Consider the following 21,480-nt stretch of genomic DNA (forward strand, 5'->3'; position numbering starts at 1 on the left):
GAAATATAAAAAATATCGTATCTTTGCACGGGATTATTAATTAAATCAATTATTATATTACGACCGTATGATTAGGAAACTATTGTTATGTATGGTGTGTGGTGCGTTCACAATGGCGAATGCACAGAAGACACCAGTCTGGAAAGATGCCAGCGTGAACCAGCAGAACCGCGAGCCGCGCAGAGCCCACTTCTTTGCCTTTGAAGACGAGGACAAGGCTAATGGCGACAAGGCTCAGAGCTCACGCTATCTCTCAATGGAGGGAAAATGGAAATTCAATTTTGTGAAGAACCACCAGGATGCGCCCAAGGGATTCTATGCCCTGAAATACGACGACTCGGAATGGGTGGATTTCCCCGTGCCAGGACTCTTTGAGATAGAGGGCTATGGCGACAAGATCTACAAGAATATGGGCTATGCCTGGAGTACCACCTTTAAGAGCGAACCGCCCTATATCGGTGAGACAAACAACTATACGGGCTCGTACCGACGTACCTTCGAACTGCCCAAGGACTGGAAGGGACAGCAGGTGTTTTTCCACGTGGGTAGTGCCACCAGCAACCTGGCAGTATGGGTGAACGGCAAATACGTGGGCTACAGCGAGGACTCGAAGGTGGCTGCTGAGTTCGATATCACCAAGTACCTGAAGACCGGTAAGAACCTGATAGCCATGCAGGTGATGCGCTGGTGTGACGGCAGCTACCTGGAGGACCAGGATTTCTGGCGATTCACAGGTATCGCACGTGAGGTGTATCTCTATGCCACACCAAAGGTGCACATCCAGGATATCACCATCGGACAGGACTACGTGCAGGGCAACGGCTTGCTGAACGTGGACGTGAAGCTGGCCGGCAAGGCACAGGTGCAGGCAAAGCTCTTCGACGCTGCCGGCAACCTGGTGGCTGAGGGACTGAAGGCTACCGTGCCTGGCGCCAAGGCCTGGACGGCTGAGACACCAAACCTCTATACACTGCAGCTGACACTGAAGCAGGCTGGCAAGACCCTCGAGGTGGTGAAGAAGAAAGTGGGATTCCGTCATATCGAGATCAAAGGCGGACAGCTGCTCATTAACGGACAACCCATCCTGATCAAGGGTGCCGACCGCCATGAGCTGGACCCCGACGGTGGCTATATCGTGAGCGTGGACCGTATGATACAGGATATCAAGATCATGAAGCAATTGAACATCAACGCGGTGCGCACCTGCCACTATCCTGACGACCCACGCTGGTACGACCTGTGCGATGAGTATGGTATCTACCTGACAGCAGAGAGCAACCTGGAGAGTCACGGCATGGGCTATGGTGAGGGCACACTCGCCAAGCGTGCTGACTTTGAGAAGATGCACATTGAGCGACAGGAGGGTAATATGATTACCTATAAGAACCACCCCAGCATCATTGTGTGGAGCCTGGGTAACGAGGCTGGCTACGGTCCTAACTTTGAGAAGGCCTATGACTGGGTGAAGGCGTATGACAAGACACGTCCCTGCCAGTTTGAGCAGGCCCGACAGAACGGCAAGACGGATATCTTCTGTCCTATGTACTATGGCTACGAGGACTGCGAGCGCTATGCCAAGGGCGACAATCCACGTCCGCTGATACAGTGTGAGTATGCGCACGCCATGGGTAACTCGATGGGCGGATTCAAGGAGTACTGGGATATCATCCGCAAGTATCCGAAATACCAGGGTGGTTATATCTGGGACTTTGTGGACCAGGGACTGCGCGACAAGAACAGCACCACTGGCAAGGAGATCTTTACCTATGGTGGTGACTACGGACGCTATCCTGCCAGCGACCACAACTTTAACTGCAACGGACTCATCGCACCCGACCGTAGACTGAACCCGCATGCCTACGAGGTGGGCTACTACTACCAGAACGTATGGGTGAGCGACAAAGGACTGAAGGAAGGCCGATTCGAGGTGTACAACGAGAACTTCTTCAAGACGCTCGACGACTTGGAGTTGGAGTGGTTTGTTGGTGGTGCTACTGCTGGTAAGGCACACCATCATGGTGGCAACCGTCCTGCAGGTATGACCTTCGGACATGGTGGCAAGATCGATATCAGTGGCATTGCTCCACAGCAGCGTAAGGTGATTACCGACGAGGCCATGAAGAAGACTATCGAGCGTGTGTTAGGACATCACGGCGATATGGAAGTGTTTGTCATCTTCCAGTTCAAGAGCAAGGAGGCTCAGCCACTGATTGAGAAGGGACAGGTGATGGCACGTCAGCAGTTTGCCCTGAACAGCTACCAGTATCCTGAGCTGAAGGCCGAAAAAGCCAATGTGCAGAAGGAGGAAACTGAGAGTTATGTGAAATTAGAGGTTGCTGGTACCACACTGACCATTGGCAAATGGAGTGGATGGATTGACTACCTCGACGTGGATGGTAAGGAGATGCTGCAGGATCGTGAGTCGATTATGCCAGAGTTCTGGCGCGCACCTACTGACAATGACTATGGTGCTGGCATGCAGCAGAAGTTTGGCGTGTGGAAGAACCCACAGATGATAGTGAAGGATGTGAAGATTGATGGCAACACTGTTATCTCGACTTTCGACATGCCAGAGGTAAAGGCTACGCTGACCATGACTTACACGCTGACCGAGGAAGGCGAGGTGATTGTACGCGAGCAGTTGAAGGCCGACAAGGAGGCTCAGGTGAGTCCGATGTTCCGCTACGGTATGCAGCTGCAGATGCCGAAGGAGTTTGATGCTGTCAGCTATTATGGTCGTGGTCCTGTTGAGAACTATATCGACCGTAACTCGAGTGAGTTCTTGGGCATCTATAATAATAAGGTAGAGCAGGAGTACTATCCATATGTGCGTCCGCAGGAGTCGGGCAACCACACCGATGTACGCTGGTTCCGCGTGATGAATACCCAGGGTGAAGGACTGGAGTTTTACAGCAATGCACCTATGGAGGCCAGTGCGCTGAAGTTCCTGACTGAAGACCTGGACGACGGCGTGACCAAGGATAAGAAGATAGGCCGCCACTCGGGCGACCTCGTGGAGCGTGCCCAGACACAGGTGCACATCCAGCAGCGACAGATGGGACTGGGCTGTGTGAACTCATGGGGTGCATGGCCTCGTGAGGAGTATATGATGCCTTATAAGGACTATGATTTTACATTCGCTATCCGTCCGATAAAAATAAAATGAGCGGAATTTAGGCTTTTTTAGAACAAAATGTAACCACCTAAGGCTTGATTTCAGTCAAAAAGTAGGCCTTAGGTGGTTATTTTATGAATTTTTAGCCAAAAAGCCTTGGCTGGTACATGATAAATTGTTACCTTTGCAGCGTTAAAAGGAGATGAATTGATATGAAGATGAGAGAAAAAGTAACAATTTTGCTGATGGCCCTGATGATGGGTCCAATCATGAGCTATGCTGAAGAGAACCAAGTCACCAGCGAGTGTGACACCACTTATATCAAACTCGATGAGAACCGTGTGCCCATCACGCATGTGAACCTGACATACGACGAACTCGTAGAGAAAGTTGGCGAACTTGAGACGATTCTGGAGACTGACGATTTCCAGCTCTACGCTGCAGGTGACTATACCTATAAAGTAGTAGGCGGTGTCGTAACCTCTATGGCTATTCAGATTCCTGATGACAACAACGATAAGGTGGTTTACAATCAGATTCTGAATACACTGGCTAAGAGCAATTCGCTGAAGGATACGCACAATACAGGTGGTAACTATTACCAGTATGCTAACTTCCAGATTCAGTTCGACGACTTTGAAGGTTACGAGAAATTAACCTTCTCTGCACTCGAGGTGGAGTAAGTTGAGGTAATACCCCAAGCGATACAATTTAAAAAGAGAGAGATAAGGGCGGGATCCACAGAGATTCCGCCTTTCTATTTTTCCAAATAATCGGTGCCACAGACGGATGAGCCACAGAATGGCTGGAATGTGGATGCCCGATACCAGGGTGAGCAGGCGCGAATAGCCACGCAGATCATGACGGAAAGAGCAGAGTGTGTGTAGTCCTTCCTCTGTCTTAGCCACAAAGTCGGCATTCGACTCGAAGGTGCAGAACCCCATCGGATTATCGATATGTATGATGGGGATGCGATGGCGCTGCAGCGCCTTGCCCAATAGCACATCCTCGTAGCCGTAATGGCGCAGGCGCTCGTCGAATGGATGCTGGAGCATCACCTCTCGGGCGATAAGCAGATTGGCGGTATGCAGATGCTGGTAGGGCTTTTTCTGTCGCTCGCTGGCTGTATGGTGGGGCTCTTCGGCCTTTTCGTAACGATAACGCAGCAGTTGCTGCTGTTCTATAGAATCGGCAGTGATGCTGACGCCGCCATCAACCACCTGAGCAGGCAGACAGTCGAGATAACGTTGCAGAAAATCGGGGCGAATGAGCGTCATATCACTATCTATATATAATAGGTACGCGTACGTAGCCTCTTGAGCAAGAAAGTTGCGGATAGCGGCACGTCCGGTGTTCTGCTTGCGCTCGATATAGCGGCAGTGGGCGAGGGTGGAAATCTGACGGTTAGCTGCAATACATGTCTGGTCGGTTGAGCCATCATCAGCCACCAGAATCTCGAAGGGCAATCCCAATGCAACCGCTTGCTTGTGCAATCGGTTCACCAGTTCTACACACACCTGCTGATAGGTGGGAATCAGTATCGATAACGTTATATCACTCATTTTGGATGCAAAAATACAAAAAAAAGATGAAAATATTTTGTGGATTGATAGAAAAGTCGTAATTTTGCACCCGCTTTTACGAGATAAGAGCATGAAATTCAAATTATTAACAACAAATTAAAGATTAAAAAATGGCAACAAAAATCAGATTGCAGCGCGGTGGTCGCAAAGGTTATGCTTTCTACAGCATCGTTATCGCCGACGCTCGTGCACCACGTGATGGTCGTTTCACTGAAAAGATTGGTACTTATAACCCTAACACCAATCCTGCCACAGTAGACCTGAATTTCGAGCGTGCACTGTACTGGGTAGAGACAGGTGCTCAGCCCACAGACACTGTACGTAACATCCTGAGCCGTGAGGGCGTTTACCTGATGAAGCACCTGCGTGGTGGCGTAAAGAAGGGCGCTTTCGATGAGGCTGCTGCACAGAAGAAGTTCGACGCCTGGAAGGCTGACAAGCAGAACGGTCTGAACAAGATCGCTGAGGCTGAGGCTAAGGCTAAGAAGGATGCTGCTGCTAACGCACTGAAGGCAGAGAAGGCCGTTAATGAGGCCATCGCCAAGAAGGTAGCTGACAAGAAGGCTGCTGAGGCTGCTGCTAAGGCTGAGGCCGAGGCTGCTGCCGCTGCTGAGGCTGCTGCAGAGACTCCTGCTGAGGAGGCTGCTCCTGCTGAGGCATAAAGCTGGCTATGCATATACTCGAGATACCCTCGTTCTTTACCCCGTATGGAGGTGAATTCTGTTTGGAACAGGCCAAAGCTTTAAAGGCTTTGGGGCATGAGGTTCGTATATTGAGTAATGTACAATTAGGATTTACTATCGGAGGGAAGGACTATATGGTCCTTCCCTTCACTCGTTTTGAGCACGAGCGTGAGGGTATCACCATCTATCAGTCGTACCAGCGTGGTTGCCCACGCATGGTGCATCATAATGCGATGCGCTGGGTAAGCATCGTAGAGTCGATGTTCCGCACCTATGTCTACAGATATGGTAAGCCCGATATCATCCACGCTCACTGCGCCAAATGGGCAGGCTATGCTGCGATGCAGATTTGCAGGCAATATGGTATTCCCTATGTGATTACAGAACATCTGTCGCTGATGAGTCTGGAGGATGAGTTTGGTAAGGCTCCCAGCGATACCTGGCAGATACCTCTGCTGAAACAAGCTTATCAACAGGCGGCGATGGTGCTGCCGGTATCTGAGGAACTGGTGGCTGAGACCGCTTGTTATTATGGTACAGACTACCGATGGCAGCATCTGTCGAATGTGATAGATACCGATTTCTTCCATTATGCAGAGCGGGATTATAGAACGGACAGCCCCTTCCGATTCTGCTGTGTGGCTGACTACTCTTATCGGAAAGGTTATGATGTACTGTTGGATGCCTGCCGACTGTTACAGGAACAAGGCTGTGATATAGAATTGCATATCGCAGGTCGATTGACAGATAGGAAAGCCTGCCAACAGGCAATCGCAGAGAGAGGCCTGACGCAGATCGTTACTCATGGACAAATAGATCGTGAAGGTGTCCGCACATTGCTCTACCAGAACGATGCACTGGTGCTGGCCAGTAGGAGCGAGGTACAGCCATTGGTACTGCTCGAAGCGATGTCGACAGGTATTCCCGTGATTGGTACTGAGTGTACCCCCCAGAACCAGCGGATAGCTGGTGGTTGTACAGTTGTGCCAATAGACGATGTTGAAGCCTTGGCAGCAGCAATGCAGCATGTGGCCCAGGAAAGAAATACGGATGGTAAAGCCATTTCGGATGCTGTTAAACGGATGGCTTCGCCCAAAGTGGTAGGACAGCAACTGGTAAACTTGTTTAACGGAATAATCGTTTAGTAGCCACAAAGCTGTGACGTATCATGAGTCCTAACCGCCACAGCCATTCGTGCTGCATGACAGTAAACAATAGCTTGATTTTCCAATCTCTGTCAGTCAGCCATTCCCGTTCGTAGTTTAGTGTCTGGTGGAAGAGTGGTGCCTGATGCGAACGGAAGGCATGCATGCCTAATACAAAGATACGTTCTGCAAGAAAAGTCTGTATATCGAGATGCGCTTTGTTGGCCATATAACGGATCTGCTGGGTGGTTTTGTATACAAAATCGAAGAGTTTGATGTCGTCAGTGGCGTTCGATACTCCTCCGCAACTGTAGTTGAGTGTGATGTCTTGCAGATAGGCAATGTCGCCATGCTGAGCCATCACGAAAGCTATCTGCATGTCTTCGCTGACGTAGTTTGTTTGGCGAAACAGGCCAGCATCCTCCTCATAGGCTTTTCTGAACACCTCGGCCTTATAGAGTGATGTGCAGAGGTGAAACACACTCATGTTGCGCTGTGTGATGATATCTTTGAGCAGCTTATTGCCCGCTGTGATAGGGGCGTGCAGCCTTTGGTGGCTGGGATAGGTAGTACGGGTCAGTTCGTTGTAGAACTGCCAGTTGGTGATGACCATCGTCACGTTGGGATGCGCTTCCATGACCCTGACTTCCTTTTCCAATTTCTCTGTGTCAATCCAGAAGTCATCGCCTGCGCAATCGGCTATGTACCTGCCTCGGCATTGCAGCAGGCTGTCGAAATAATTATCTACAATCCCTTTGTTTTGTTCGTTTGCCAGCAGACGGATGATGACAGGATACTTGTCGGCATAGGTTTGACAGATAGCGCGGGTGTTGTCAGTAGAGCAGTCTTCGCCAATCACGATTTCGATGGGCAGATGGCACTTCTGCGACAGGATAGAATCGAGTGTTCGTGCTATCGTATTCTCCTGATTATAGGTGGTTACTACAACCGATATCATATTTTCCATCATCTTTCTTTTTTTATCAATGGAAGTGTGGATAGCAGAATCTTACGCCCGATGGTATTGTTGATCAGTCGGCGGAACAAGATGTATTTCTTGCTATATGGATGATTGGGTAGGGGGAACAGTCCGTCCTTGCTTAGTTCTTCCAGCGTTTCCTTCAGTTTATCCTCCGACCGTGTCAGCATAATCGTGTTGTAGATATAATCCATCGTCAGTTGGGACACACGGCGTTGCAGGGCCACTTTGTCACTCTGCGGACTGGTGTCGGCTAATCGATTTAGATGAAGAATAACTTTCTTGGTATCATCGAGTCGTTTTTGGATGCTTGCCTCGTCATTCTGGTGTATGGCTGAAGTGGCACGCTCACGATAGAAATAGGCTTTTTCCTCTGTGATATAGACCGTTTCAGCTCGAATCAGCAGTTGGGGGGTAAATTCCTCGTCTTCGCCGTATGTAATGTCTGGGGTGAAGGCTAATTGTCCTCTGACAGCCTGGCGGAACAGGCAGCAACAGGTTGAACCATGAATGTTTGTTGTGCGCATCAGTTCGATGCCGTTCTTTTTTATGGGGGAGCAGATGGCACTGGCTGGCTGATTATGTCGATGGGTAAAATCAAACATCACTATATCGGCATCGCTGTTATTGCGTAGGATATCCAGACAGTGCTCGTAGGGCTCTGTCAGCAGATAGTCATCACCGTCGATAAGCTGGATGTACTGGCCTTTGGCCATAGCCATTGCTGTATTTCTCGCTACGCTAACACCGCTATTCTTCTGTCTGATGTAGATAATCTCGTCGCCATACTTCAGAAGGTCGTTCATCGGACTTGTTTCTGAGCCGTCGTCCACTACGATAATCTCCCGCTCTCCGGGTTGCAGCGAGAGAGCAAGAATACTGTCGATACATGTGCAGAGCAGTTCGACAGGCAGATTGTAGTAGGTCAGGATGAAACTGACCAACGGAGCTGGTGCTTGATGTCTTATTTCCATATTTGTTTATATAAACGTAATATTTTCCTGAATATTGCGTTTTATGATATAGATATGAACCAGGAACGCGACGAAGGTTACAGTCACGTGTTGAAATACACGGGAGTATTCGGAGGCGTACAGGGCCTGAATGTGTTGATAGGTCTTGTGCGCAATAAGTTTGTGGCCATGCTGTTAGGTCCTGGCGGTATGGGCTTGGTATCCCTCTTCACTACTACCGTTCAGTTGTTGTCGCAGGCTACGAACTTGGGTGTTTCGTTCAGTGCGGTCCGACATATTTCAGAATGCTACGATGCTGGTGATACTGAACGCGCAGCTCATTTTGTCAGAGTGGTGCGTGGCTGGTGCCTGCTTACAGCCCTGTTGGGCATGCTGTTGTGTATAGTGGTAGGTCCGTTTCTTAGTAATACCACTTTCGCATGGGGCGACCATACGTTGCATTTCATCCTCTTGTCGCCAGCCATCGGCATGTTGGCGATTACTGGTGGCGAAACGGCTATCCTAAAAGGTCAGCGCCGTCTGGGGGCGTTGGCATTGGTGCAGATATGTTCGGCTTTGGCGTCGCTGGTGATATCAATACCCATCTATTATTTCTTCTGGCAGGCAGGTATTGTGCCTGTCATCGTGTTGATGGCGTTTGTCACCATGTGCGCTACGTTGCGCTTCTCCTTGCGCCTCTATCCTTTGCAGTTAAGGGGTATGTGTGGTATCTTGGGCGAGGGAATGGAGATGGTGCGCTTAGGCGTGGCTTTTACGTTGGCGGGTATTGTGGGCAGTGCAGCTGAGATGGTCATCCGTTCCTACCTCAATGTGGTTGGCGATCTCGATATGCTGGGCTTCTATAATGCGGGCTATATGCTTACTATCACCTATGCTGGTTTGGTGTTCTCTGCGATGGATACGGATTACTATCCACGACTCTCTGGTGTGAATCAGGATGTAGAGGCTACAAACTTCACTGTTAACCGTCAGATGGAGGTTTCACTACTCATTGTGGCACCTATGCTCACTGCCCTGATAGCCCTGTTGCCAGTATTCATTCCGCAGCTGTTCACCAGCGAATTCCTGCCTGTGGTGCCTATGGCGCAAGTGGCCGCGCTGGCTATGTTTTTCAAGGTGCTGACGCTGCCTGTGGCTTATATCACGTTGGCGCGTGGCTATTCGCTCTCTTATCTGGCGTTCGAGTCGGCCTATTACGTGGCACTGGTGTTGCTGATTGTGATTGGTTACGAGCAGTGGGGCTTGTGGGGGACAGGTCTCGCCATCGCGCTGGCACACGCTTTCGAGTTTATGATGATTCATGTCTATGCCTACAAAAAATACGGCTACCGAATGACGGTAACCGTATCTCAATATGCGTTTGTTTTGTTTACCTTAGGTGGGCTCGCCTACGCTTGCACCATTCTGCTTACTGGCATTGTCTACTGGGTAGTAGAACTATTGGTGGTTTTGGCGAGTGGCCTGTATTCATTGCAGATTCTTCGTCAGAAGACACATCTGTGGCAGGCCCTTACCCGCAGGTTCCGCAAAAGTTAGAAACGGAAGTCGAGTTCTACGTCAACCAGATTGTAGTTGTGCTTTCCTTCAGCCAACTTGCGGTCGTTAACGTGAGAGTATTCTACGTGCATCTCCAGATTCTTGGTGAAGAAGTAGTTCAAACCGCACTCTACCTGGTTTACAGATGAATTCCATTCCTTAGCTACGCGATAAGTCTGGTAGCGAGCCTTTGCGTGGAGCTTGCCCTTGATGAGTGGCACAATACCAAATGCGTACCAACCATCAGCCTTGTCGCCGTATTCGAGATTAGAACCCCATCCCTGGTTATGGATATACTCTGCACGGAAGGTGTATTCATCCTTGTCGTACTCAGCTGAGAGACAGTAACGGTTCTTACGAACACTCTTAAGGGTAATGGTTTGTCTGCCGAGGATGGGATCTACATAAGTAGTTGCCATCTCACCGCGTGTACCAGTCCATCCGAAGGCACCAATACGAAGCCCCTTGATAGGCATTACCCACATGCCACCGATGATATCCTTCTTGTTGTCCTTGTCCTTCATGTTGATACCTTCACCATTGTAAATACCAACCTGATAGTGCAGCAACTTGCGTCCGCTTGCGTTTGGCAGAATATTACCAGCCACCTGGATACCAAGGTCGCGACCACCTGAAGATTTCTCGCCAGTACGATCGCCGAAACCAGAAAGGTTGTTGATTACATCAGCATATCCTCTCCAACCCTGGGTGATGGGGTGTGTGGGGTTCTCGAATGTGAAGGCACGCTTGAACTGACCTGCACGAATCTTGAACTCAGGATATTTGCGCCACTCAGCATAAAGGTCAACCAGCTGTACTGTGGGCTCGCCTGGCCCCTTAGCGTTGGTGCCCTGAATCTGAGCACGCCAGTCGAAGTCGCCAATTTTGCCATCGAGAATAAAACGAGCCAAGCGGAGGTTAAAGGTGTTAGTATGATCGCCTTCTTTGTCCTGACCCTGATACTGCAGCATACCATAGCCACTGAATTTAATGTTCTTTACCCAGGCAGGTACCTCAACGGTAGCCTTCTCCTGAGTAGCCTGTGTCTCTTCTACTTCTGGCAATGTTTCTGCATTTGCAGTCATTGTCATCGACGCCATCAGCGCCATCATCCAATATAATTTTCTCATTGTGGTATGAATTAAAAAATTAGTAAATGTAGTTATCTGTAAAAATATTTTTAGTTAAACTTGGGGCAAATATATGAAAAAATATTGAAACTTCCAAGTATTTGCCCCAAATTCTTTTATCTGCGCTCCAGTAGCACCACATTTTCTACGTGTGGTGTGTGGGGGAACATATCAACGGGCTGAACGGCTGCCACGCGATAATCTACGTCGAGATCGTGCAGGTCGCGGGCTTGTGTGGCAGGGTTGCAGCTTACGTAAACAATACGTTTCGGAGCAGCGCCAAGGATGGTCTTCACTACATCGGGGTGCATACCAGCACGTGGGGGATCGGTAATAATCACATCCGGACGTCCGTGCTCGGCAATGAATTCCTCTGTCAGGATATCCTTCATGTCGCCTGCATAGAACAGGGTGTTGTCGATCTTGTTTACTTCAGAGTTGATCTTTGCATCCTCGATAGCTTCGGGCACATACTCAATACCAATCACTTTACGCGCCTTCTTGGCTACAAAGTTGGCAATGGTGCCTGTGCCGGTATAGAGGTCGTAAACCAGCTCGTTGCCAGTAAGCCCGGCAAAATTACGGGCTACCGAGTACAGGTGGTAGGCCTGCTCGGTGTTGGTCTGGTAGAAACTCTTGGGACCAACCTTAAACTTCAGGTCCTCCATCAACTCATAGATGTGGTCGATACCTTTGAATACCAATATCTCCTGATCGCCAATGGTATCGTTGCACTTCTGGTTGTCGAGGTACATCAGCGAGGTAATCTGTGGAAACTTATCGGCGATATGCTGCAGCAGTCCCTTGGCCTGTTCCTCGCTCTGGGCCAGAGCCTCGGCCGATGTACGGTCGTAGTGGAACTGGAAGATAACCATCCACTCGCCACTGGCGCTGTTGCGGATGATGATATCGCGCAGCAGTCCTACCTGGGCACGCAGGTCAAAGAACGATAAGCCGTTGGCCATTGCATAGTCGCGTGCCTCGTTGCGAATCTCGTTCTGCAGATTGTCCATCAACCAGCATTTCTCGATAGGCAGTATCTTATCGAAAGCACCTGTAATATGGAATCCGATAGCGGGCACGTCCTTCAGACTCTGACTCTCGTCGTTGGGCAGTGTCTGAATCTGCTCCTTGGTCAGATAGCGCTTGTTGGCGCATCCGAAGTCGAGCTTGTTGCGATACGCCTGGGTATGTACGCTTCCTAAAATAGGCATAAACTCAGGCAACTCGATTTTACCGATACGGTGTAATTGGTCGTACACCTGCTGCTGCTTAAACTTCAGCTGTTCCTCGTAAGGCAGGTTCTGCCATTTACAACCGCCACACACACCAAAGTGTGCGCAGAATGGGGTCGCGCGTACCTTACTTAATTCTATGAATCTTACAACCTCGCCCTCGGCAAAGGAGTGCTTCTTGCGGCGGATCTGTACATCGCACACATCGCCAGGCACGCAGAAAGGTACGAATACCACCAGGTCGTCCCAGTGGAACAGACACTTACCTTCAGCAGCCGCAGCCTCTATTACAACACCCTCGAGGAGTGGTAATGGTTTCTTGTTTCTTGCCATATTATTCTTGATTTTGGGCACAAAGGTACAAAAAATCTATCAAAAATCCGTTGTATTCCATGTTTCCTGTAGTAAAACTATGCCAAAAAAGTGAAAATGTAACGTCGACTTTGCAAATTTTGCCGATTTTTCTTGTAGGTTTGATGGAATTTTAGTAATTTTGCAAAATCTAATCGAAAATAATTTATCATCAACAAAACAATAATTACGTATGAGTCAGAAAAGAGTTTACCTCTTCGGTAATGGTAAGGCCGAAGGAAACGCAAAGATGCGTGAGGAACTTGGTGGTAAGGGTGCTAACCTTGCTGAGATGAACCACATTGGTGTTCCTGTTCCTCCAGGTTTCACAATCACCACAGATTGTTGTAATGAGTACTATCAGGTTGGTCAGCAGAAGATTATGGAGCTTCTGAACGACGACGTGATGGCTGCCGTGAAGCACATTGAAGATTTGATGAACTGTAAGTTCGGCGATGCCCAGAATCCTCTGCTGGTATCTGTTCGTTCTGGTGCCCGTGCCTCAATGCCTGGTATGATGGACACCATCCTGAACCTTGGTTTGAACGACGAGGTTGCCGAGGGTATGGCTAAGAAGACAAACAATCCTCACTTCGTGTACGACTCTTATCGTCGTTTCGTACAGATGTACGGCGATGTTGTGCTCGAGATGAAGCCCGTGAATAAAACTGATATCGACCCATTCGAGGAGATTATCGAAAAGGTTAAGAAGGAGAGTGGTGTTGTGCTCGATAAGGACCTCTCAGTAGAGGACCTGAAGAAGCTGGTTCAGCTGTTCAAGGCTGCCATCAAGGAGCGCACTGGTAAGGACTTCCCCAACGATCCTATCGAGCAGCTCTGGGGTGCTATCTGTGCTGTATTCCGTTCTTGGATGAACGAGCGCGCTATCCTGTATCGTAAGATGGAAGGAATCCCCGACGAGTGGGGTACAGCCGTATCAGTTATGGCCATGGTATTCGGTAACATGGGCGACACATCAGCTACTGGTGTATGCTTCAGCCGTGATGCCGCTAATGGTGAGAACCTGTTCAACGGTGAGTATCTGGTTAACGCTCAGGGTGAGGACGTTGTGGCTGGTATCCGTACTCCACAGCAGATCACAAAGATTGGTTCTCAGCGCTGGGCTGAGCGCGCAGGTATCTCTGAGGAGGAGCGCGTAGCCAAGTATCCTTCAATGGAGGAGGCAATGCCAGAGATCTATGCTGAGCTGAATGGTATCCAGGATAAGCTGGAGCACCACTATCACGATATGCAGGATATGGAGTTCACCGTACAGGAGGGCAAGCTCTGGTTCCTCCAGACACGTAACGGTAAGCGTACTGGTGCTGCTATGGTTAAGATTGCTATCGACCTGCTCCACGAAGGTATGATCGACGAGAAGACTGCCATCCAGCGTTGCGAGCCTCAGAAGCTCGACGAGCTGCTCCACCCCGTATTCGATAAGAAGGCTCTGGCTGCTGCTAAGGTTATCGCTCAGGGTCTGCCCGCATCTCCTGGTGCTGCTTGTGGTCAGATTGTATTCCACGCTGACGACGCTAAGGAGTGGCACGAGAACGGACACAAGGTAGTACTCGTACGTATCGAGACCTCTCCTGAGGATCTGGCTGGTATGGCTGCTGCCGAGGGTATCCTCACAGCTCGTGGTGGTATGACATCTCACGCTGCCGTTGTGGCTCGTGGTATGGGTAAGTGCTGCGTATCGGGTGTAGGTGCTCTGAATGTAAGCTATAAGGATAAGACCGTTGAGATCGACGGCGTAGTATATAAGGAGGGCGACTTCATCTCCCTGAACGGTACAACTGGTCAGGTATATGCTGGCGAGGTTCCAACAAAGGCTGCCGAGCTTTCTGGCGACTTCAAGGAGCTGATGGACCTCTGCGACAAGTACACCAAGCTGCAGGTTCGTACCAATGCTGATACACCACACGATGCACAGGTAGCTCGCGCTTTCGGTGCTAAGGGTATCGGTCTTACACGTACCGAGCACATGTTCTTCGAGGATCAGAAGATCGTTGCTATGCGTGAGATGATTCTGGCCGACAGCGTTGCCGGACGTGAGAAGGCTCTTGCTAAGCTGCTGCCTTATCAGAAGGCTGACTTCAAGGGTATCCTCGAGGCTATGGACGGTCTGCCAGTTAACATCCGTTTGCTCGATCCACCTCTCCACGAGTTTGTTCCCCACGATCTGGCTGGTCAGCAGACCATGGCTAAGGAGATGGGCGTAAGCTTGGATGAGATTAAGCGTCGTGTTGACTCACTCGCTGAGAACAACCCAATGCTGGGTCACCGTGGTTGCCGTCTGGGTATCACATTCCCTGAGATTACCGCTATGCAGACCAAGGCTATCCTCTCTGCAGCTTGCGAGCTGAAGAAGGAGGGTAAGAACCCAATGCCAGAGATCATGGTTCCTCTGATTGGTACTATCAACGAGCTCAAGCAGCAGAAGGAGATCATCCAGTATGCCGCTAAGGAGGTATTCGCTGAGTACGGTATCGAGGTTGAGTTCGAGATTGGTACAATGATCGAGATTCCACGTGCTGCTCTGACAGCCGATCTGATTGCTTCAGAGGCTCAGTACTTCTCATTCGGTACTAACGACCTGACTCAGATGACCTTCGGATACAGCCGTGACGATATCGCTTCGTTCCTGCCTGTATATCTCGACAAGAAGATTCTGAAGGTTGACCCATTCCAGGTACTCGACCAGAAGGGTGTAGGCCGTCTCATCAAGTTTGCCGTTAAGGAAGGCCGTGAGGTACGTCCTGACCTCCGTTGTGGTATCTGTGGTGAGCATGGTGGTGAGCCCAGCTCAGTTAAGTTCTGCGCTAAGATTGGCATGAACTACGCTAGCTGCTCTCCATTCCGTGTGCCCATCGCCCGCCTTGCCGCCGCGCAGGCTGCTGTCGAGGAGTAATAATCACTCTTACATAATTTGCTGAGGGACCTGCCCTAATGGACAGGTCTCTTTTTTATATCTCATTTGAGAGCATGTCGAAGTACAATCTTATCCGCGGAGAGGTATTCGTCTGTGGTGAACGTGTGTCTACAATCGAGGACTCAGGATTTACAAACGTCGAACAGGTTATAACGAGACTCCTTTCGTTTTTACATGAAGACGTGTCACGCCCAACCAAGGTTCAGATAAAGATATCGAATCTTGACAAGAAGCAAACGCGATTATATCAGAGAATATTAAAGTGACTGACATATAAACATTGATACGATTAACCTTCACAGAAGCCTAAAACCCTATTCGAGAACAATTTGGAAATAACAGCCTCAAAATTTCTGAAGGACAAATATCGAAACATCTCCCAAATCGAAAAGATTTGGGAGATGTTTATTGGTGTGGCTTGTATCTAAGCCTATCTCAAATACGTTTTGAAAAACTTCTCCAGTTTATCCCAAGGAATCATATTCTTGGGTTCGCCCTTACCTACGAGTTCAGTATATCCACCATCGTAGAGGTCGCAATGTGAGGCTCCTGGGATGATGAGCAGCTGCTTGTTCTCTGGGTTGGGATTGGGTTCGCCAACAAACTTGTACCCCTCTGCCTTACCATCAACCATATAGTGATAGGCAGCCTCACCGAAGTAGCGTGAGTGAGCCTTCTCACCATGCATCACGAGGACGGCAGAGCGGATTTCATTGATGTAGTAGAGGAAACGGGCGTTGGCATAAGCCTGAGTGCCGATGACGCGCCAACCGTCGTTCGAGTTGCCGCTGCGGGCATGATATCCGCGCTCGGTCTTGTAATAATCGTAGTACTCCTTCACGAACTGAGGAGCCTCGTCGGGCAGAGGATCGACGACGCCACCGGCCATCGCCATCGGGTCGGCCAGGCGCTGCTTGGCAAGTGCCTCACGGGCAGCATGGCGCGACTCTTCCTTGTCCTCGCTGTCGAAATAGCCGTTGCCACTGACGCGGGTCATGTCGTACATCGTCGAGACAACAGTAGCCTTGATGCGTGTGTCGGCAGCGGCAGCATTGAAGGCAATTCCACCCCAACCGCAGATGCCGATGATACCAATACGTTCAGCATCCACATTTTCCTGCTTCGACAGGAAATCGACAGCGGCCATGAAGTCCTCGGTATTGATGTCGGGTGAAGCTGTGCGACGAGGCTCTCCACTGCTCTCGCCAGTGTACGACGGGTCGAAAGCCAATGCTACAAAGCCGCGCTCGGCCATCTGCATGGCATAGAGGCCGCTCGACTGCTCCTTGGTGGCGCCGAATGGGCCACTCACGGCAATGGCGGCCATCTTGCCCTTGGCATCCTTTGGCGTATAGAGGTCAGCTGCCAGCGTCAAGCCGTACTGTGTTTCGAACGTCACCTTGCAGTGGTTCACTTTCTCGCTCAGCGGGAACACCTTGTCCCACTCCTGTGTCAGATTCAATGTTGTCATATTCTCTTCTTTTTTATTTTGTTCTTGGTTTGTGCAGGCTGTGAGCAATCCGCCCATCAGTACTGCGGCTAAAATTACTTTCATATTATTTTTGACTATTGGCCTTGATGAGATCAGCTAAGCTGACATTCGGATTACGATATCGTGCATTCCTGTTTGCCTCTTCGGGTTCCGGAGGCGTGGGAATGATTGAAATTGCTTTCTTCGGGCAGTTGTGAACACATGCCAGACAATTTTCGCATTCCCCATTGGCAACCGAATGACCATCAATCACTTTCCAGGAGCCATGCGGACAAACCGAAGTACAAACTCCACATCCGATGCAGTCATCCGTGGCAAAGACAATCTTCTCCGATCTTGTCACAGTCGGGCGCTGGCGGTCGCGTCCCGACATGCGGTAATATCCGTCACATATCATCCTGTCCTGCTCTGTAACCTCCTGAATATAGTTTTCGCGATTGTTGATAGAAGCAAGAACTGTGGCAACTCTTTCGGGAATACGCTGAAGCTTGGGGTCGGCCAATTCCCTTTCCATGTCGAAATACGGCAGGTAAGTATCGACCATCTGGATGGTGGAGATATAATTCATCTGAAAACCGTGCTTCTTGGCAAGGTCATCAACGAACTCTGGGAATATCGTGCTATGGGCTCCATAAGTGCCCACTGTAAAGAAATAATCGGCCTTGAAAGATGAACGAGCAATGAAATCCTGGACAATGGCAGGAGGAATGAAACAGTAGACGGGACACACGAATCCTATTTCTTCTGCCTCATAATCAGGATGCTCGTTGTGAATTTCCTGTGAGATGCTCAGCAAGGTCGCTTCATCTCCGCCCAACTGCCTGGCTATATAAAGGCTATTGCCGGTTGCAGAGAAATAGAAGATCAGACGTTTGGTCTTCTTCTCATTTTCCTTTGGGGACTCTCCAAACGACGGAAGCGTCGGAACGCAGGCTGCAAGCATTCCAAGGCCCATGACCTTGAGTGCTTTTCTTCGACTGATAGGTTTGTTGACGTTCATAGGATAACTTTTTTATGGTTCTTGAAATAGATGCCATGTGTAGGGTTCTGTACCCGCTGACCATTCACCGAGTAATAGGTTCCATCTTCCGACCCATTGCTCTTCACCTCCTTGATGGCAGCGGAATTATCCAGCGACAAAACTACGCCGATATTACTTTCCCCAGCTTTCAGGAAAGTGCGCAATTCGCTCTCCGAAAGGCCGTCAATCTTGCCCAAGCGGGTGTAGCTCCACGAATTGGTGCCATAGAAGAGACAGAGGTTACTGCCGTTGTAGAGGATGACATCGCCCGGCTGGGCTGTCGTTTGCTGATCGTTCTCAGGCAGAGAGAAGCCCAATGGGCCCCAAATCTCAAAGCCGCCGCTGCTGTTGAGCGTTATACTGACAGGTGCCTCTTGCAATTTGGCGACCAATGCCTGCGTGGCACTATTATTGGTCAGCGTGACGGCCTCAGTCCTTCCATCGATAGTGATGTACATCTTTGTTGTCATTGTCTCGTAGTTCGTTGTCTGTGCTTGAATCTCGTCTCTGCTGCATGACATGACAAGCAACGCAGCTAAAATCATAAAAATCTGTTTCATCGCAATTCTCAAATTTCAATTATGAATTCACGACCTGGTATCTCATCCACACGATTCCGTCCTGCTCCTCCACGCTCTTGAAGGCCAGCCGGACGGGGGTCCGCTCCATCGTTCTACCGTCGAAGGCAGCAGCCATGCCCTCGCGCCCGTCGATGCCGTAGCCGTACATTATGCTCACCTCGTCGATCAAACCCTGGTCGAGCAGCGATCCATTGATGTGTCCGCCACCCACCACGGCCAGACGGTTCACGCCGAACACCGTGCGCAACGTCTCTAAAGCCGATGCCAGGTCGATGCCATCGCGCCCCGTGGTAATATAAGATATGTGTTTCTGCTTCAGATAGTCCAGATATTCCTGACTGGCCTGCTCCGATAGTATCATCAGCAGCGGACGCCCGAACAGCTCCGTGGTGTTGTCGTCCCAAAGTAGCGTGCCGCGAGTATCAACGCCGATGGCATAACCGTTGACCTCTGTGGCCCGATACATTTGTTGCCCGGCATCTTCATGCGCTTTCTGCGGTTGGAACTCGCCAGTCTGTGCATAGTGCATCGCCAGTGTTGTCTTGCCCTCCAGCGTCGAAGGGCAATCGAGCTGTGTCAGTGCCTCGTAGTAGTGGTTCGTGTCATCAATCTGCTCTGTCATTGCGCAGTCTATCCTGCCGTCGAGCGAAGCCATCATGTGGCAAATTACGTATGGTCTCATTCTTGTTTGTTTTAAAAACCGCTGCAAAGGTACGACGATTTAGCCATACTCCGCTTAGACGGATTACGGATAAATCTACCAAAAATGATGATTGTTTATTTTTCGCGCTGTTCGGCGAAAAATTGTGAGGGAGTCTGCCCTGTTAGCTGTTTGAAAAGGCGGGTGAAATGGTTAGGATACTCGAAACCAAGCGCATCGGACACTTGCGTGATACTCATGCCGCCAAGCATCAGACTTTTGGCACGCATGATGATGAAACCTCTGATGTAGTCTTTCGGACTCTCTCCCAAAGCACCACGCACGATGTCGCCGAAATAGCCAGGCGACAGACACAGCTCGCTGGCACAGTATTTCACGCTGGGGAGCCCCCCGGTGCGCTGACGGCCTTTGTCGTAGTAGTCGATAAGCACCTGTTGGAATCGGGCTAGGATGTCGCTGCTGCCAGCTGTCATCTCCTTAAATTGGCGGGTATAGAAACGGTTACAGTAGTCCAGAATAAGCAGGATGTAGTCTCGCACGATGTCGTCCTGTACATTATCGTCATCAGTTGTTTGCAGCTCCCTTCGAATGTTCGCCATCAACCCCGATAACGTGTCCTTCTCTTCGGTATTCAGAAAGAGTGCCTCGTTGTTGTTGTACGAGAAGAAATGGTAGTCCTTCATGCGTCGTTCAATCTCCGTGCCGTGGATGAATACAGGGTCGAACAGCAGCACCCAACCGTGATACTGCCGCCTGCTGCCGTCATCGCGCTTGCCCCCAATTTGTCCCGGAGCAAAAGCAATTAGCGAGCCGTCGCCCTCGTGGTAGATGCCTATGCCGTAGGTCAGGTTCTCAGGGAACTCGCGTTGCAGGAAGATGCCGTAGCAGTCGATGCGGTTCAGCGAATGGCGTATCTCGCCCACCTCGTCGTAATGGATAATGGCGACGTGGGGATGTAGGATTGGCACACGAATGTCACGTGCATAGTCGTTAGCCTCGTTGATATACAGATCCAACTTCATTGCGGGTACAAAGTTACTAATTTTCTTCGAATTAACTGCAGAATAACATAAATGAGTCTTACAAATCAAGCTTTGGTTGCAGACTCAGACGGTATTCGCTGGGCGACTGGCCAAGATGCTTGGTGCAGTAGCGGCTGAAGTAAGAGAGTGACGTGAAGTTCATCAGGTCGGCTATCTGGGTGAGGGACAGGCGTTCATCATTCAGATAGTCTTTCAATATAGGTACGGTGTGTCGGTCGATGTATGAGGTGACACTGTGTCCTGTCACACGTTTGATGGTGGCAGAAAGATATTTGGGCGATACGTTCAGCCGTTCGGCATAGTAGCTCACATCACGCTCCGTTCGGCTGATGCCAGTAGCAAGCAGAGCCATCAGTTGTTTCACGATGTAGGCTGTGCGGTCGGTATGGGTGTCTGTTGCATCACGTTGGGCATGGGCCTCGAAGATGTCGTACATCATCGTCAGGCAGAGACTGCCCATCAGTTCGCGATAGAACTGCAAATGGCTGTCGTCCTTGCGGTCACGAAGACGATGGAAGTCATCAAGCAGATGTCGTGCTTGTTCATTTGTCAGTTTGATAACGGGGTCTTGGTTCAGCGAGATACTGCCACCGATGCTGTAGTTGTTCGACGGCAGCAGGTTCTGCAGGAACTTGTAATCAGCAGCAAACCATTCTACCTGCAAGTCTGCATGTGCCGCAAGGTTGCAGACACGATCAGGCATCGGTATCACCACCAGGTTGTTCTTCATGATATGGTAGCATCGCTCGTTGAACACAAAACTTGCCTCACCTGCCAAGCAAAGCAGATGCATGCAGGTGTGGCTCAGTTCCTTGGCATTCATGCCGTAGAAGTCGGTGGAATACTGAAAATCTATCTTCATATGAGGCAATGTTGCGATTAAGCAAGCGCAAAAGAGCTTGCTCATTTTGCCGAGCGTGAGCAACTTCGCGCTGTTTACAGCGCAAAATTACACATTATTTTATATATAAAAGAACGATTTAGGCAAAAAGTGAAAATTGTGAAGTAATTTATGA

At 49.9% G+C, this 21,480-nt stretch carries 17 protein-coding genes; 6 read left to right on the forward strand and 11 right to left on the reverse strand.

What is annotated here, in order from left to right; genetic code table 11:
- The first annotated feature begins 67 nt into the window (after positions 1-67).
- Both T495_RS0112360 and T495_RS0112365 read left to right on the forward strand, forming a co-directional pair.
- Positions 68-3,166 (forward strand): glycoside hydrolase family 2 TIM barrel-domain containing protein, encoded by a 3,099-nt coding sequence (locus T495_RS0112360; RefSeq protein WP_033148921.1) that lies wholly within the window; start codon positions 68-70, stop codon positions 3,164-3,166.
- A gap of 167 nt (positions 3,167-3,333) precedes the next feature.
- Positions 3,334-3,798 (forward strand): hypothetical protein, encoded by a 465-nt coding sequence (locus T495_RS0112365; RefSeq protein WP_155993658.1) that lies wholly within the window; start codon positions 3,334-3,336, stop codon positions 3,796-3,798.
- Here T495_RS0112365 and T495_RS0112370 read toward each other — a convergent pair.
- Positions 3,769-4,677: a glycosyltransferase family 2 protein gene (locus tag T495_RS0112370; RefSeq protein WP_033148922.1), complete on the reverse strand. Its 909-nt coding sequence runs from the start codon at positions 4,675-4,677 to the stop codon at positions 3,769-3,771. The two genes, T495_RS0112365 and T495_RS0112370, sit on opposite strands and share 30 nt — an antisense overlap.
- Before the next feature lie 131 nt (positions 4,678-4,808).
- Here T495_RS0112370 and T495_RS0112375 point away from each other — a divergent pair, with 131 nt between their 5' ends.
- Both T495_RS0112375 and T495_RS0112380 read left to right on the forward strand, forming a co-directional pair.
- Positions 4,809-5,360: a 30S ribosomal protein S16 gene (locus T495_RS0112375; RefSeq protein WP_028903627.1), complete on the forward strand. Its 552-nt coding sequence runs from the start codon at positions 4,809-4,811 to the stop codon at positions 5,358-5,360.
- Positions 5,361-5,368: 8 nt separating this feature from the next.
- Positions 5,369-6,526 carry a glycosyltransferase gene (locus T495_RS0112380; protein ID WP_081832122.1) on the forward strand — a complete coding sequence of 386 codons (1,158 nt, stop codon included), beginning with the start codon at positions 5,369-5,371 and terminating at the stop codon, positions 6,524-6,526.
- On the opposite strand, the gene T495_RS15365 is transcribed toward T495_RS0112380, so the two are convergent.
- A complete protein-coding gene (locus T495_RS15365) occupies positions 6,507-7,484 on the reverse strand; it encodes a glycosyltransferase (protein ID WP_197020398.1) in 978 nt (325 codons plus the stop codon). The genes T495_RS0112380 and T495_RS15365 overlap by 20 nt on opposite strands.
- A gap of 8 nt (positions 7,485-7,492) precedes the next feature.
- Positions 7,493-8,479, reverse strand: a complete 987-nt coding sequence (locus T495_RS0112390; RefSeq protein WP_033148924.1) for a glycosyltransferase family A protein — start codon at positions 8,477-8,479, stop codon at positions 7,493-7,495.
- A gap of 54 nt (positions 8,480-8,533) precedes the next feature.
- Here T495_RS0112390 and T495_RS0112395 point away from each other — a divergent pair, with 54 nt between their 5' ends.
- The gene (locus T495_RS0112395; protein ID WP_033148925.1) at positions 8,534-10,015 is read left to right on the forward strand and encodes an oligosaccharide flippase family protein; all 1,482 of its coding nucleotides are present in this window, start codon (positions 8,534-8,536) and stop codon (positions 10,013-10,015) included.
- Here T495_RS0112395 and T495_RS0112400 read toward each other — a convergent pair.
- Both T495_RS0112400 and rlmD read right to left on the reverse strand, forming a co-directional pair.
- Positions 10,012-11,145, reverse strand: a complete 1,134-nt coding sequence (locus tag T495_RS0112400; RefSeq protein WP_051652044.1) for a porin — start codon at positions 11,143-11,145, stop codon at positions 10,012-10,014. The genes T495_RS0112395 and T495_RS0112400 overlap by 4 nt on opposite strands.
- Positions 11,146-11,261: 116 nt before the next feature.
- A complete protein-coding gene (gene rlmD / locus T495_RS0112405) occupies positions 11,262-12,713 on the reverse strand; it encodes a 23S rRNA (uracil(1939)-C(5))-methyltransferase RlmD (protein WP_028903632.1) in 1,452 nt (483 codons plus the stop codon).
- A 211-nt stretch (positions 12,714-12,924) separates the two neighbouring features.
- Here rlmD and ppdK point away from each other — a divergent pair, with 211 nt between their 5' ends.
- On the forward strand, positions 12,925-15,645 hold the full coding sequence (gene ppdK / locus T495_RS0112410) for a pyruvate, phosphate dikinase (protein ID WP_033148926.1): 2,721 nt from the start codon (positions 12,925-12,927) through the stop codon (positions 15,643-15,645).
- A 451-nt stretch (positions 15,646-16,096) separates the two neighbouring features.
- On the opposite strand, the gene T495_RS0112420 is transcribed toward ppdK, so the two are convergent.
- From T495_RS0112420 to T495_RS0112445, 6 genes are all read right to left on the reverse strand, one after another.
- Positions 16,097-17,221, reverse strand: a complete 1,125-nt coding sequence (locus T495_RS0112420) for an alpha/beta hydrolase (protein ID WP_369793256.1) — start codon at positions 17,219-17,221, stop codon at positions 16,097-16,099.
- Position 17,222: 1 nt separating this feature from the next.
- Positions 17,223-18,158, reverse strand: a complete 936-nt coding sequence (locus T495_RS0112425; protein ID WP_051652045.1) for an EFR1 family ferrodoxin — start codon at positions 18,156-18,158, stop codon at positions 17,223-17,225.
- Positions 18,155-18,739 carry a cyclophilin-like fold protein gene (locus tag T495_RS15370; RefSeq protein ID WP_051652046.1) on the reverse strand — a complete coding sequence of 195 codons (585 nt, stop codon included), beginning with the start codon at positions 18,737-18,739 and terminating at the stop codon, positions 18,155-18,157. The genes T495_RS0112425 and T495_RS15370 overlap by 4 nt, the downstream gene beginning before the upstream one ends.
- A 19-nt stretch (positions 18,740-18,758) precedes the next feature.
- A complete protein-coding gene (locus T495_RS0112435; protein WP_033148928.1) occupies positions 18,759-19,442 on the reverse strand; it encodes a dihydrofolate reductase family protein in 684 nt (227 codons plus the stop codon).
- A gap of 95 nt (positions 19,443-19,537) precedes the next feature.
- Positions 19,538-20,443, reverse strand: coding sequence for an AraC family transcriptional regulator (locus tag T495_RS0112440; RefSeq protein WP_028903638.1), 906 nt, complete (start codon positions 20,441-20,443; stop codon positions 19,538-19,540).
- 58 nt (positions 20,444-20,501) lie between these two features.
- Positions 20,502-21,326, reverse strand: a complete 825-nt coding sequence (locus tag T495_RS0112445) for an AraC family transcriptional regulator (RefSeq protein ID WP_033148929.1) — start codon at positions 21,324-21,326, stop codon at positions 20,502-20,504.
- Between the last annotated feature and the right edge of the window lie 154 nt (positions 21,327-21,480).

Origin of the sequence: Prevotella sp. P6B1 (genome assembly GCF_000702825.1) — a bacterium.
Lineage (GTDB): Bacteria > Bacteroidota > Bacteroidia > Bacteroidales > Bacteroidaceae > Prevotella.

Excerpts from the sequence above, each read along its gene's own strand:
- T495_RS0112445 (WP_033148929.1), bottom strand. The coding sequence starts at position 21,326 with ATGAAGATAGATTTTCAGTATTCCACCGACTTCTACGGCATGAATGCC.
- T495_RS0112400 (WP_051652044.1), bottom strand. The coding sequence starts at position 11,145 with ATGAGAAAATTATATTGGATGATGGCGCTGATGGCGTCGATGACAATG.
- T495_RS0112395 (WP_033148925.1), top strand. The coding sequence starts at position 8,534 with ATGAACCAGGAACGCGACGAAGGTTACAGTCACGTGTTGAAATACACG.
- T495_RS0112425 (WP_051652045.1), bottom strand. The coding sequence starts at position 18,158 with ATGAACGTCAACAAACCTATCAGTCGAAGAAAAGCACTCAAGGTCATG.
- ppdK (WP_033148926.1), top strand. The coding sequence starts at position 12,925 with ATGAGTCAGAAAAGAGTTTACCTCTTCGGTAATGGTAAGGCCGAAGGA.
- T495_RS0112440 (WP_028903638.1), bottom strand. The coding sequence starts at position 20,443 with ATGAAGTTGGATCTGTATATCAACGAGGCTAACGACTATGCACGTGAC.
- T495_RS0112360 (WP_033148921.1), top strand. The coding sequence starts at position 68 with ATGATTAGGAAACTATTGTTATGTATGGTGTGTGGTGCGTTCACAATG.
- rlmD (WP_028903632.1), bottom strand. The coding sequence starts at position 12,713 with ATGGCAAGAAACAAGAAACCATTACCACTCCTCGAGGGTGTTGTAATA.
- T495_RS0112420 (WP_369793256.1), bottom strand. The coding sequence starts at position 17,221 with ATGAAAGTAATTTTAGCCGCAGTACTGATGGGCGGATTGCTCACAGCC.
- T495_RS0112435 (WP_033148928.1), bottom strand. The coding sequence starts at position 19,442 with ATGAGACCATACGTAATTTGCCACATGATGGCTTCGCTCGACGGCAGG.
- T495_RS15365 (WP_197020398.1), bottom strand. The coding sequence starts at position 7,484 with ATGATATCGGTTGTAGTAACCACCTATAATCAGGAGAATACGATAGCA.
- T495_RS0112370 (WP_033148922.1), bottom strand. The coding sequence starts at position 4,677 with ATGAGTGATATAACGTTATCGATACTGATTCCCACCTATCAGCAGGTG.
- T495_RS0112380 (WP_081832122.1), top strand. The coding sequence starts at position 5,369 with ATGCATATACTCGAGATACCCTCGTTCTTTACCCCGTATGGAGGTGAA.
- T495_RS15370 (WP_051652046.1), bottom strand. The coding sequence starts at position 18,739 with ATGAAACAGATTTTTATGATTTTAGCTGCGTTGCTTGTCATGTCATGC.
- T495_RS0112390 (WP_033148924.1), bottom strand. The coding sequence starts at position 8,479 with ATGGAAATAAGACATCAAGCACCAGCTCCGTTGGTCAGTTTCATCCTG.
- T495_RS0112365 (WP_155993658.1), top strand. The coding sequence starts at position 3,334 with ATGAGAGAAAAAGTAACAATTTTGCTGATGGCCCTGATGATGGGTCCA.
- T495_RS0112375 (WP_028903627.1), top strand. The coding sequence starts at position 4,809 with ATGGCAACAAAAATCAGATTGCAGCGCGGTGGTCGCAAAGGTTATGCT.